Annotated in this window: 13 protein-coding genes; 9 read left to right on the top strand and 4 right to left on the bottom strand. The window is 59.2% G+C overall.

The features are described 5' to 3' along the window. The first annotated feature begins 74 nt into the window (after positions 1-74). Positions 75-356 (top strand): hypothetical protein, encoded by a 282-nt coding sequence (locus SIB72_RS09300; RefSeq protein ID WP_413743707.1) that lies wholly within the window; start codon positions 75-77, stop codon positions 354-356. Between the two features lie 597 nt (positions 357-953). Here the strand turns inward: SIB72_RS09300 and SIB72_RS09295 are convergent. The 3 genes from SIB72_RS09295 to SIB72_RS09285 all read right to left on the bottom strand — a co-directional run bounded on the left by SIB72_RS09295 (position 954) and on the right by SIB72_RS09285 (position 4,235). Beyond that, a complete protein-coding gene (locus SIB72_RS09295; protein ID WP_413743706.1) occupies positions 954-1,307 on the bottom strand; it encodes an HIT family protein in 354 nt (117 codons plus the stop codon). 334 nt (positions 1,308-1,641) lie between these two features. Further along, positions 1,642-2,718: a photosystem II q(b) protein gene (psbA, locus tag SIB72_RS09290; RefSeq protein WP_413743705.1), complete on the bottom strand. Its 1,077-nt coding sequence runs from the start codon at positions 2,716-2,718 to the stop codon at positions 1,642-1,644. A gap of 167 nt (positions 2,719-2,885) precedes the next feature. Then, positions 2,886-4,235 (bottom strand): DUF697 domain-containing protein, encoded by a 1,350-nt coding sequence (locus SIB72_RS09285; protein WP_413743704.1) that lies wholly within the window; start codon positions 4,233-4,235, stop codon positions 2,886-2,888. A gap of 150 nt (positions 4,236-4,385) precedes the next feature. On the opposite strand from SIB72_RS09285, the gene SIB72_RS09280 reads away from it, so the two are divergent. From SIB72_RS09280 to SIB72_RS09265, 4 genes are all read left to right on the top strand, one after another. After that, positions 4,386-5,306 carry a cation diffusion facilitator family transporter gene (locus tag SIB72_RS09280; RefSeq protein ID WP_115120841.1) on the top strand — a complete coding sequence of 307 codons (921 nt, stop codon included), beginning with the start codon at positions 4,386-4,388 and terminating at the stop codon, positions 5,304-5,306. An 87-nt stretch (positions 5,307-5,393) separates the two neighbouring features. Then, on the top strand, positions 5,394-5,984 hold the full coding sequence (locus SIB72_RS09275) for a hypothetical protein (protein ID WP_413743703.1): 591 nt from the start codon (positions 5,394-5,396) through the stop codon (positions 5,982-5,984). A 3-nt stretch (positions 5,985-5,987) separates the two neighbouring features. Then, entirely contained in the window at positions 5,988-7,001 is a 1,014-nt protein-coding gene (gene trpS, locus SIB72_RS09270) for a tryptophan--tRNA ligase (RefSeq protein ID WP_115120839.1), read from the top strand. 355 nt (positions 7,002-7,356) lie between these two features. Beyond that, complete coding sequence (locus SIB72_RS09265) at positions 7,357-7,989, top strand: endolysin (protein WP_413745089.1); 633 nt, start codon at positions 7,357-7,359, stop codon at positions 7,987-7,989. 67 nt (positions 7,990-8,056) lie between these two features. Here the strand turns inward: SIB72_RS09265 and SIB72_RS09260 are convergent, their stop codons facing one another. Continuing rightward, positions 8,057-8,398 (bottom strand): DUF2605 family protein, encoded by a 342-nt coding sequence (locus SIB72_RS09260; RefSeq protein WP_115120838.1) that lies wholly within the window; start codon positions 8,396-8,398, stop codon positions 8,057-8,059. 24 nt (positions 8,399-8,422) lie between these two features. Here SIB72_RS09260 and thrS point away from each other — a divergent pair, with 24 nt between their 5' ends. The 4 genes from thrS (at position 8,423) to thrB (ending at position 12,803) form a co-directional block, all read left to right on the top strand. After that, positions 8,423-10,252 (top strand): threonine--tRNA ligase, encoded by a 1,830-nt coding sequence (gene thrS, locus SIB72_RS09255; protein ID WP_413743702.1) that lies wholly within the window; start codon positions 8,423-8,425, stop codon positions 10,250-10,252. Further along, a complete protein-coding gene (locus SIB72_RS09250) occupies positions 10,249-10,644 on the top strand; it encodes a DUF1824 family protein (protein ID WP_413743701.1) in 396 nt (131 codons plus the stop codon). The genes thrS and SIB72_RS09250 overlap by 4 nt, the downstream gene beginning before the upstream one ends. A gap of 72 nt (positions 10,645-10,716) precedes the next feature. Then, positions 10,717-11,784 (top strand): glucokinase, encoded by a 1,068-nt coding sequence (locus SIB72_RS09245; protein ID WP_413743700.1) that lies wholly within the window; start codon positions 10,717-10,719, stop codon positions 11,782-11,784. Between the two features lie 71 nt (positions 11,785-11,855). Then, on the top strand, positions 11,856-12,803 hold the full coding sequence (thrB, locus tag SIB72_RS09240) for a homoserine kinase (protein ID WP_115120834.1): 948 nt from the start codon (positions 11,856-11,858) through the stop codon (positions 12,801-12,803). Positions 12,804-12,819 lie beyond the last annotated feature (16 nt).

Raw genomic sequence — 12,819 nt, 5'->3', positions numbered from 1 at the left:
ATACCCATTTCTCACATCTATTCCCATCAACAGGTCAAAAGGGTGCGATATCAGCATGATCCCGAAATGAATCAATGCCTTTCATGCATTGCGCCGCGATACCTCAAACCTATGCCTATCGACTGCACAGAATCATGATCCGACTTCAAAAGCTAACTCCCAGTGGCTGGACCAACCTCGCCTTTGACCTGGAAATCAATGAAGCCGTCTCGTTAGCCAAATACCTGTCGCAACAAAATCAATTCTCCTATCGATTGATTACCGACGAGATGGAGACGCTTTGCTTGATCCGAAGCGATTCATTGGGTGCGAGCGAAAAGACCCTGAAAGGGTCACTTCCCACCGTCGCGCCCTGAAGCCCAAAGCCGCCGCTCACAGAAGCAGAACGAAACCGTTACATTTCTACATGCAGGGCCTCAGGGACGGGGTCACTAAGGCCTTAGGTGTTTGGAGCCTGGGGCCCTTTTTCTTGGCTGGTTTGCGTTCAGGCAGGCGGAAGCCGTGAATTGACAACACGGGTTCCTGCTGATCTGCCTTGAAGCGATAAGGCCAAGGCACCCCGCCAACCTCGACCCAGGCGTCCGCTGTTGATGAGCAGGGTTGTCGCAAAGAGTCGTCCATAGTCTTCTCCCAGAAAGGCCAGCTTTCACCAAAACAGTGCCTTTAAAGACGTTCGCCCTCAGCAAGACACAGCACAATTACCTAGTCGGCCTGAGGGGGCCGAGCGTCGTGCCTGGGAGTCTTCTGAGGGGAGGCTCTTTTTTTTTTGGGTTGAGGCCAATCGCGCCCGAGCCAAAACAACCAACGGCTCATCGGCTTGCATCGCACCATCACCCAGCCAGGAAGAGACTCGTGCGAGCGATTCAGGCAAAGGAGTGGGATCAGCCCCAGCCCTGGCTGGCGTTGCCCTCATGCTGAAGCCCTATCTGGAAGGGCATACCATCGCCTCCCATTCAAAGGCGCTCAACGCTGTTAGGTGTTCCAGCCATGAGGGCATCAGCCACCTCCCTGGCACGGGTCATCCAGGATCTGAACAGATCGGGATCAGCCCCAGGCCGTTGGCCACGCTCCACCTCTCGATAAAGATCGGCGACGCACCAGGCTTGCGTCAGCGGGTCGCTGCCGAAGCGGGGAATCAGATGAAGGTGAAGGTGACGAGCACCCTCACCAAAGGCGATCACATAAACCCGGTCACAACCACTCACCTGCTTCACCAACTGGGAGGCACGTTGCACAATCAGCCCCCATTCACGCGCTTCCTCCGGCCAGAAGTCGGCGGGTCCGCCAAGGTGGCGACGAGAATCCAACAGACACCACCCCGACAAGGGCGCCGGCAGGGGGTGATGACGCATGAGCCATCTCTCACTGCGCCAGATCTCGAGGGCCTCGAGTTGTTCAGAATCTCTGTGAACGGAGCAGATGCCACAACTCAATTGGGATTGGTCTCCAATGGGATTGAAGCCAACAACAGCAGCAGCATGACTGCTGTGTTGTTCAAGATCACGATGGCAGAAAGACCGATCAACAGAACACGGCGAGAGAAAGACTCATGCCCATGAAAAAGCCCCCACCTAGCGGCGGGGGCTTTCCGATTCAGCTTGCGCTGAATCGCTTGGAGACTTCAGCCAAAGGCTGTTCCGATCAACCGATGGCAGGTGCTTGCAGAGCCACAGGAGTGGACTCCACAGCAGCCAGGTCGAGGGGGAAGTTGTGAGCGTTGCGCTCGTGCATCACTTCCATGCCGAGGTTGGCACGGTTCAGCACATCAGCCCAGGTATTCACAACCCGTCCCTGAGAATCAAGGATGGATTGGTTGAAGTTAAAACCGTTCAGGTTGAAGGCCATGGTGCCGATGCCCATGGACGTGAACCAGATGCCGACCACAGGCCAAGCACCCAAGAAGAAGTGCAGGCTGCGGCTGTTGTTGAACGAGGCGTATTGGAAGATCAGGCGACCGAAGTAACCGTGGGCAGCCACGATGTTGTAGGTCTCTTCCTCTTGGCCGAACTTGTAGCCGTAGTTCTGGGACTCGCTCTCGGTGGTCTCGCGGACCAGGGAGGAGGTCACCAGGGAGCCGTGCATGGCGGAGAACAGTGAACCACCGAAGACACCAGCCACACCAAGCATGTGGAAGGGGTGCATCAGGATGTTGTGCTCAGCCTGGAACACCAACATGAAGTTGAAGGTGCCAGAGATGCCCAGTGGCATGCCGTCAGAGAAGGAACCCTGACCAAAGGGGTAGATCAGGAACACCACGAAGGCAGCAGACAGCGGAGCGCTGTAAGCAACGCAGATCCACGGACGCATGCCGAGGCGGTAGGAGAGTTCCCACTGACGCCCCATGTAGGCAGAAATGCCAATCAGGAAGTGGAAGATGCACAGCTGGTAAGGACCGCCGTTGTACAGCCACTCATCAAGAGAAGCCGCTTCCCAAATGGGATAGAAATGCAAGCCGATGGCATTGCTGGAAGGAATAACAGCACCAGAGATGATGTTGTTTCCATAGATGAATGAGCCGGCAACGGGCTCACGGATGCCGTCGATATCAACCGGAGGAGCGGCGATAAAGGCAATGATGAAGCAGATGGTGGCCGCCAGAAGGGTGGGGATCATCAGCACACCGAACCAACCCACATAAATGCGGTTATTGGTGGAGGTGACCCACTGACAAAAGTTTGCCCAGGTACTGGAGCGACCGCTGCGAATGGCAGTAGCCATGACGAAACAAGGAGGACGGGACCTGACCTAAATGCCTTCAACAGACATAAGGGCAGGGCCTAAGCCTATGGAGGGCCGATTGTTTTTTGCCAGATTTAAAAACTTCGAGTCATTGCGCAAACTTCCTTCATGAAGAGCTTCATGAAGAGTTCATGAAGCAATGTTAATCATGCTGTTTTTGCTGATGTTTGGCCCTGCATCCAGCGACCGGCCTGTTGAAGGAATCCCTGCCAATTCAGTCGCTCCTGTTCCGAAGCCTTCGCCACAAGTAAGGGAGCTTGTTGCTTCAACAGCTCCAGATCTGGCTTTGCCACACCGGCATTGAGGGCCATCCAATCAGCCATGGAGACACCCACAACCCTGGTGAGATAGGCAGCACTGAGGCCCTGCATCATTCCAGCCGCCATCCAACTGCCACCCTCCAACTTGGCCAGACCCAGCAAAGCCTGACCACTCCACTCCACCACCCCCTGTGCAAGGGCCGCAGCCGCAAGATGCTTGGCCGCCACCTGCAGAACATCGGGCGTCCAACGGCAACCCCAGATCGAACCCATTTCACTCAGCATCAAGCCATTTCCCACGGCCACAGCAAGCAAATCAGTGCTGGGTAAAGGTGAGGCGACAACAGCTCCTGCCACGAGCCACTGGCTGCGTTGAAGCAACCCACGGAAGCGTTGACGCCGCAGGCTTTCCAGCTCCGCCTGCCAATCGCGATGCAGGGCCTCCAGCAACCGTTGACGGGTCAGATCGAGACCAAGGTTGGGTTGCTGAAGCAGCTGTCGAATCGGCAGCAGAAGGGACCTGAGCTGATCGGGCGACCCATCCCAAACCAGCAAGCGTTGATGCCAACGGTCTGGCAACTGGGCCAGCAAAGCCTGGTGAGCAGCGTCCCAATCCCCCTCAAGCTCCGCACGATTCACAGCCAGCCAGGCCGGCTGGCGCAACGGCACCTCCTGCAGACGCAAGAGATCTGCCGCACGAAGCGGTAGAGGAAGGATGAACAGCAACGCATCTTGTTGCTGAATCGTGAGAGGCCAAGCCCAGCTATCACTGACGCTGGGGAGAGGATGTCCGACACAAAGGTTGAGGGCATGGCGCCCACTCAGCGCTTGCTGGAGTGCCTGGCTCTCTGGCAAAGCCACCCCTTCCGATCCCACCACTGCAACTGTCAGAGGGCCGGAACGCTCCACGACCTGGTCAAGCGCGCGCTGACGTTGGTCACGGCTTGCAGCCGTGCCGGCAAGCTCTTCAAGAGCATCGAATTGGTCAAGCACTGCATCACAGCGCTTCAACCATCCCTGCACTGAAGCTGGGGACTGAAAGGCAGGTGCCTTTGCAGGCCGGCTCAGCCACCAGATGCCGCCACCCACTGCCAGCAACCCGAAGCCACCCCCAGGCACGTGGAACACGTCTGCCAGAGCCCACTGCGCCACCAGAAATCCCCCTCCTGCCACAGCGATGCCACGCAGGAGCCTCGGCTGGGCGAGGAGGGAGCCGATTGACGGCACCGGAAGCATGCGGAACGGGCCAGAAGTGTCGTCTTCCTAGCTCACCCTCGGCAAGCCGACCAGTGGGCGTTGCAGAAGCGAGGCAGAGAGCAATCCGCCCCCCGGCAGCAGACGCACGGCGTGGGACTCCATAAGTTGATGCAGTGAGTGCAGCTCTCAATGGCGAGCCACCCCGCCGGAACCGATCGACGCAAGGATGTGAAAAGAGTGCTGGTGACAGCACTGTTCATCAACCTGAGCATGACCGGCCTGAAGCTCACCATTGGTGTGCTGAGTGGCTCGCTGGCAGTGGTGGCTGATGCGATGCACAGCGCCACAGACGCCCTCTCAAGCCTGATGGGCCTGATCACCAACGGCCTTTCTGATCCAAGACCGGATCGTGATCATCCCTACGGCCACGACAAATACGAAGGCGTTGGGGCCCTCGCCATTGCAGGCTTCATCCTGTTCACGGCGATCGAGATCCTGCTGAAGGCCGGCGAACGGTTCATGGAAGGCGTGCCGCCCCTCCGCCTGAGCGGCCAGGAACTCCTGCTGCTGTGCCTTGTTCTGGGCTTCAATCTCGCTCTAGCCCTCTACGAACGTCGGGAGGGCAAGCGACTGAAGAGTCCGCTGCTACTCGCCGATGCAAAGCACACCACCAGTGACATATGGACCACTGTGATCGTGCTCGTGGGACTGACAGGTGCCTGGTGGTTCCGACTGAACTGGCTCGATGTGGCTCTAGCGGCTCCACTCGCCCTACTTCTGATCAGGGTGTGCTCGCAGGTGGTGCGGACCAACCTTCCATGGCTCGTTGATCACATTGCGATCGCACCTGAAGCCATCCATGAACAGGCCATGGCTGTTCCTGGAGTGCTCAACTGCCACGACATTGCCAGCCGTGGCGTCTTGGGACAGCGAGTCTTTATCGATATGCATATGGTCGTTGACACCGACGATCTGCCCACTGCCCACGGCATCACCGAGCGCGTTGAGGAGCAACTAGAAACGCGCTTCGGCCCAGTTCGATGCACCATCCACTTGGAACCGAAGGACTACGCCGAGCAACAGATCACCTTTCGAGGCACCCACGGCTGATTGGGCCGGTCGTCAGGGCGGCGCTATCAAGTACCGACTCCCCCCCTGTGATGCGTCACACTTGCGCCTGACTGCAGGCCACGGGCCATGACTGATTCCTACGGAGATTCCCAACAAAATGGGGGACAGGGTGAAGGTGGCCGTGATGGCGGACGCGATGGTGGTCGCCGTCGCGGGGCCGGGAATCGCGAAGGTGGCGGCTTCCGCATCCGCCTGAGTGATAACGAGATGCGCTCCGTGCGTGCTCTTCAAGAAGCCTTCAACCTGCGTTCCACTGTTTCGGTGCTGGGCTTTGCGGTGCGGAGCCTCGGCCAGATGCTCGAAGATGGCCAGTTGGATGCCCTGATCGAACAGGAGCGTTCCCGTGCCCCCCGAGGCGGCGGACGTCGTAGTGAAGGTGGCAGGGGTGGTAGCCGAGGAGATGGTGGCCATCGCGGCGACACTGGCAGAGGCGGCGGTGGCAGAGGCGGTGATCGGCCTGATCCGTTTGCCCGGCCGGCCAAACCACAGCAGGCGCCTGTGGAGGAAAGCGTGGACGCCCCAGAACCTGAGGTTGCTGCGCCAGCCAGCGAGGCACCCGAGAGCGAAGCCACGATCGAAGCCAGTGTTGCCAGCCCTGTTGACAGCTCTGTAGACAGCGACGCCCCTACCGAAGAAGCACAAGCCAACCAGGAGTAATCAATGGTCCAGTCGCGGGTTCTTTCCGGCGTCCAGCCCACCGGTGCACTCCATCTGGGCAATTGGCTGGGCGCCATCCGCAACTGGGTGGAGCTTCAGCATGATCACGACACCTTTTTTTGTGTCGTCGATCTCCATGCGATCACCGTTCCGCATGATCCCCACCGCCTGGCCGAGGACACCCTCAGCACAGCGGCTCTGTATCTGGCCTGCGGCATTGACCCGAAGTGCAGCACGGTGTTCGTTCAGAGCCACGTTCAGGCCCATGCCGAACTGTGTTGGCTGCTGAATTGCGTCACGCCGCTCAACTGGGTCGAGCGGATGATTCAGTTCAAGGAAAAGGCGGTGAAACAAGGGGACAACGTGTCCGTTGGTCTTCTGGACTATCCGGTTTTGATGGCCGCCGACATTCTTCTCTATGACGCCGATCTGGTGCCGGTGGGAGAAGACCAGAAACAGCATCTCGAACTGGCCCGCGACATCGCCCAACAGCGCATCAACGCCCGCTTCGGCAGCGACGATGCTCCAGTGCTGAAGGTGCCCAAGCCCTTGATCCTCAAGGAAGGGGCCAGGGTGATGAGCCTGACGGATGGTCGCAGCAAAATGAGCAAAAGCGACCCCAACGAGGGCAGCCGGATTGCCTTGCTCGATGCTCCTGAATTGATCACCAAGAAGATCAAACGCGCCAAAACTGATCCCCAGATGGGGCTTGAGTTCGATAACCCCGAGCGCCCGGAGACGGAGAACCTGCTGGGTCTTTACGCCATTCTCAGTGGCAAGGGGCGCCAAGCCGCCGCCGAAGAATGCGCCGAGATGGGTTGGGGCAAATTCAAACCGCTGCTGGCGGAGGCTGCCGTCACGGCCCTGGAACCGATCCAGACTCGCTACCGCGAACTGATCCAAGACCGCGCCGAACTCAACCGTGTTCTGGTCGACGGCCGCGATCGCGCCAATGCTGTGGCGGAAGCGACGGTGGCAAGAGTGCGGAGCAGCCTGGGGTTTTTGGGCACCCCCTGATCAGCCCATTTCCACTGAACTGCACGGATCAGACCACTGGGAGCTAATCAGTGCAGGAGCTTCAGAAAAGCTGCGCTAATGATTAAAACTTCCTGAGAGCTTGAAGCATTCTCAGCCAGGCCATTGGAGCCCACCCCAGTGACAGCCATGGGTCCCATGGGTCCAAGCTCCTGTGCGGCCTAAGAATAAGTGCTTAAACACATGCCAAGACTCCCGTCAAGACCGGTCCCAGACCACTCGCATCCGAACCCCTCGGGTCTGCATCGTGATGGGCCCTTGAACGGACTGTGTGCCCGGACCCTTGCAAGCATGGATGCCCAACATTCTCGGTCGCGTTTTCAATGCTGACCGCCGGATGCACCTGCTTCCTGTAGCCGGAGTCATCGGAACTGTCCTGGTCACAGGACAGGCCTTGCAAGCTGAGCGCTCCGACGGACGCCTGGCTCAAGCCGAAGCAGTCAAGGCCCATCTGCAAGCAGAGGATCAGAGCGTCCGCGCTGAACTCAGTGTTGGTCATTACCGAATCACCCCAGAACGCAGGGCTCTTCTGAACACCATCCGTTATGCGGAAGGCACTTGGAAGGACGGCAAAGACCTCGGCTACAAAACTCTTTATGGAGGAGGCCAGTTCGCTGACCTTTCCCGCCACCCCGATCGGGTGGTGGTGAAGCGATACGCCAGTGCCGCAGCCGGTGCCTATCAGTTTCTGCCTTCCACATGGCGGATTGTTGCCACCGAACTCCAGCTCACCAGCTTTGAACCAAAGCACCAGGATCAAGCGGCGCTGCGCTTGATTGAGCGACGCGGTGCGCTCGAGGAAGTTGACAGCAACGGCCTGACCAAAACTGCGATGCATCGCCTAGCGCCGGAATGGGCCTCGTTTCCCACCCATGCGGGCTCCAGCGCCTATGGCCAGCCGGTCAAGAGCCATGCAGAGCTTGCGAAGTTCTACTCGGACAATCTGCGTCAGATCCGTCTAGGGGCATGAGCCTGCAGGGCCAACGGCCCCGATCAACGTTCTCCACCCTCATTCGACTGCAACGAATGCTGCAGTCTTAATTCAGCTGTTCTGAGATCCGCGCCGAGAGCGACCACACCTCGGTCATCAGCTGATGCCAGGGAGACATCGCCCCCATTGAGACAGCCATCGCCTCAGGGGATGCCTCCAGAAGGGCACGGGTCGCTGTAATCGCCTTGCGCCCCTCGACAAGGCGTTCGGCCATGGCCAGGCGCTGCTCAGGGTCCATCACCTGATCCGGGCAGACCGCCAACAATTGCTCCCCACGGTTGAAACAGTCGCTGAAGTCTTTGAGCAATGAGTCGAGCAATGACCGAAGCAGCGCCTCAGCCTGCTCATCCCTGCGAGGCTCTTCGGAGCCAGACGACGTCGATTCCATAGAGCTGCATGACACGCCCATAAGATGGCGGCTGACATGCAAGTACCGGTGAGCAGCACAGCAGTAACCGCCCTTCCCCCGAACGAAACGGTGGTGCTGCCTAAAACCAGCGAAAGCGAAACGCTGCTGCGCATCCGCCACTCCATGAGCCACGTGATGGCCATGGCGGTACAGAAGCTTTTCCCCAAGGCGCAGGTCACGATCGGCCCCTGGACCGAGAGCGGCTTTTACTACGACTTCGACAATCCGGATCCATTCACGGAGGCCGATCTGAAGGCGATCCGCAAGGAGATGATCAAGATCATCAACCGCAAGCTGCCCCTTCAGCGGCTGGAGGTGGATCGAGCCGAAGCAGAGGCCAAGATCACGGCTCAGAACGAGCCTTACAAGCTGGAGATCCTGGCAGGGATTCAAGAACCGATCTCCTTGTACACCCTGGGCGACGACTGGTGGGACCTCTGCGCCGGACCCCATGTCGCCAATACCAGTGAACTCAACCCCAAGGCATTCGAGCTCGAAAGTGTGGCCGGCGCCTACTGGCGTGGTGATGAGACGAAGGCGCAGCTTCAACGCATTTACGGCACCGCATGGGAAACCGCTGAACAGCTGGCTGAACATCGCCGTCGCAAAGAGGAAGCCTTGCGCCGCGATCACCGCCGCATCGGCACCGATCTCGACTTGTTCTCAATCGAAGACGAAGCAGGGGCAGGACTTGTGTTCTGGCACCCGCGCGGCGCACGCATGCGCCTCTTGATCGAAGACTTCTGGCGTCAGGCCCATTTCGATGGAGGCTACGAACTCCTCTACACACCCCACGTTGCAGATATCAGCCTCTGGAAGACCTCAGGTCACCTCGACTTCTACAGCGAAAGCATGTTTGGGCCGATGCAGGTTGACGAACGGGAATACCAGCTCAAACCGATGAACTGCCCGTTCCATGTGCTCACTTACGCGAGCACCCTGCGCAGTTACCGGGAGCTCCCCATTCGCTGGGCCGAGCTGGGCACTGTGTATCGATACGAACGTCCCGGTGTCATGCACGGGTTGATGCGCGTTCGGGGCTTCACGCAAGACGATGCCCATGTGTTCTGCCTGCCAGAGCAAATCAGCGATGAAATTCTGCGCATCCTTGATCTGACCGAAAGGATTCTCTCCACCTTCGATTTCTGCAATTACGAGATCAATCTCTCCACCCGCCCGGAGAAATCAATCGGCGAAGACGCCGTGTGGGAACTGGCCACCAACGGGCTGATTGAGGCACTGAACCGCAAGGGCTGGGCCTACAAGGTGGATGAAGGGGGCGGTGCTTTTTACGGACCAAAGATCGACCTCAAGATCGAGGATGCAATTGGTCGGATGTGGCAATGCTCCACCATCCAGCTCGACTTCAACCTGCCCGAGCGCTTCAAGCTTGACTACGTGGCTGCCGATGGCTCGAAGCAACGGCCGATCATGATCCACCGTGCCATTTTTGGATCCCTGGAGAGGTTTTTCGGGATCATGACCGAAAACTATGCCGGTGACTTCCCGTTCTGGCTGGCCCCGGAACAGATCCGCCTTCTTCCCGTCACCGACGAGGTTCAGGGCTATGCCGACGACCTCTGCCAGCAGCTCACCAGCGCTGGTGTGCGCGCCTGCGTTGACCGCAGCGGCGAACGGCTGGGCAAACTGATTCGCACCGGTGAAAAAATGAAGATCCCCGTCTTGGCGGTGATTGGAGCCAAGGAAGCCGAACAGAGTGGTGCAAGCCTGCGCAGCCGTCGCGATGGTGATCTGGGCCTTGTCGATGCCGAAGTCCTGATCAAGGCGGCCTGCCAGGCCAATCAAAGCCGCAGTCAGAGCCTGTCGTTATGACTGAGAACCCGATTCAATGCCTCGAGGATTTCGCCACTCTGCGAACGGCACCAGAGCTGAATGACAACCAACGCGCGGCATTGCGACCCGCACTGGACGACGCGATGGCGTCATTTGAGTGGTTCACCGTGGGGATCATGGCCCCATCCAAGGAAAACGCCCTCAATGCTTTGCGCAGCCTGGAGAGCTCCCTCTCATGGGAAGCGATGACGATCGAGGCGGAAGCCGAGGATGTTGGCCCTGTGTTTCTCAAGGCCAATCAATCCAATGGTCTAATCCGCATCCGTGTGGAACATGGACTCGGAGAAGGCATCCTGATCTCTGGCCACAGCAACATCCCAGAGCAAACCGGGATGACTTGGGGCCCGCTTCCACTCGATTTCTTCGCTTGACCTCCCAGTGCCTGCTTGCGGTTTTCATGCCCTGCAAGCAGCCTGAGGATCAATAGCATCACAGCCCTCGGAATGGCGGCGAACACCTTTCTGGCAGGCGATGTGGGAGGAACCAAAACCCTTCTCGCGGTGTACGGCCAACGCGAAGGGCAGCTCCAAGCCCTCTATTCCCAGCGCTATCGCTCAGGAGAGTGGTCCTGCCTTGAAAGCATCGTCCACCACTTCCTCTCCAGCCTGCCGGCCGACCTTCCCCGCCCAAAGACCAGCTGCCTTGCTGTCGCCGGCCCTGTGCAAAACGGCACCGCCACACTCACCAATCTGCCTTGGGTTCTGAGCGAAACGCTGCTGTGTGACGCCACGGGACTCAAGCATCTCGAGCTTGTGAACGACTTTGCAGTGCTCATTCACGGCCTGCCCCATCTCGATGATCAGCAACAGGTCGTTCTGCAGGGGGGGCATCCCTCTCGTTCAGCAACCTTGACCCAGGGGGGGGCAGTGGCGGTTGTCGGTGCCGGAACAGGGCTAGGGATGGCCCACGGGATTCCTGGCCCGCATGGTTGGTTGGCCGTGGCCAGCGAAGGTGGTCATCGCGAATTCGCTGCCCGCACAGAGGACGAATGGCAGCTGGCTTCATGGCTCAAGGCTGACCTTGACCTCGATCGCCTGTCCGTAGAGCGCATCGTCAGTGGAACAGGCCTCGGCCATGTGATGCGTTGGCGCTTGCAACAACCGGACGCAGTCGGCCACCCACTGCAGAGGGCTGCTGAAGCCTGGCGCAGCCAACCGGTGGATTCAAAGGCATACCAAGACCTACCGGCCCTGACCGATCAGGCTGCACAGAGCGGTGATCCCTTGGCCCGCCAAGCTCTCGACCTATGGCTCGGCGCTTATGGCTCAGCGGCCGGCGATCTGGCCCTGCAGGAACTCTGCAGCGGCGGGCTATGGATTGGCGGAGGCACCGCCGCCAAACACCTGAAGGGACTGCAGTCCGCCACCTTTCTTGAACCCATGCGCAGCAAAGGACGCTTCCGCGCCTTCATCGACGGGCTCCGTGTTCATGCTGTGATCGATGCGAATGCGGGCCGATTTAGCGCAGCGTGCAGAGCTCGGGATCTCGCGACTGAGATCGAATCCACCTAGCAACGTTGGCGGCCAAAATCGTCAAGCGGCGGCCTCTCAGGTGAGACACTGGCTTGAACAGAACAGCAGGGATGGTGCAACCACGCATTGGCCAATCGGTGGTTGTTGATGTTCCTGCCACCTCAGCCAATATCGGCCCTGGATTTGATTGCCTTGGTGCCGCACTCGATCTCAACAACCGGTTCACGATGCGTCGGATCGAGGGAGATGGAGAACGGTTTGAGCTGATCATCGAAGGACAGGAAGGCAGTCATCTAAGGGGTGGCCCCGACAACCTCGTTTATCGAGCCGCCCAGAGGGTCTGGAAAGCTGCTGGTGAAGAACCAGTGGGACTCGAAGCGCGTGTGCGTCTGGCGGTGCCCCCAGCACGAGGGCTTGGCAGTAGTGCCACAGCAATCGTGGCAGGCCTGGTGGGAGCCAATGCACTAGTCGGAGAGCCCCTGAGCCGCGAAAAGTTGCTCGAGCTGGCGATTGATATCGAAGGGCATCCCGACAATGTGGTTCCGTCCCTCCTCGGTGGTCTCTGCATGACGGCGAAGGCCGCATCCCAGCGCTGGCGGGTTGTGCGCTGTGAATGGGTGCCAACGGTGAAAGCGGTCGTGGCCATCCCCTCGATCCGACTCAGCACCAGCGAAGCGCGCAGGGCCATGCCCAAAAGCATTCCGTTGGGGGATGCCGTCGTCAATCTGGGTGCCCTGACGCTTCTCTTGCAAGGACTGCGCACCGGCAACGGCGATTTGATCGCAGACGGCATGCACGATCGACTGCATGAGCCCTACCGCTGGCGCCTGATCAAAGGCGGACAGGAGGTTCGCGAAGCCGCTCTCAAAGCAGGGGCGTGGGGCTGTGCCATCAGCGGAGCGGGCCCCAGCATTCTTGCCCTTTGCTCCGAAGAGGTCGGTGCCGCCGTCAGTCAGGCGATGGTCCGGGCGTGGGAAGCCGCGGGTGTGGCCAGTCGGGCACCACTACTGAACCTCCAGACCACAGGCAGCCACTGGCATCCAAAGGAATCTGAGTAAATTTACTCAGTTCCGG

The sequence above is a fragment of the Synechococcus sp. MIT S9451 genome, assembly GCF_047304725.1.
GTDB lineage: Bacteria > Cyanobacteriota > Cyanobacteriia > PCC-6307 > Cyanobiaceae > Synechococcus_C.
This window is presented reverse-complemented; position numbering and strand designations above follow the sequence as displayed.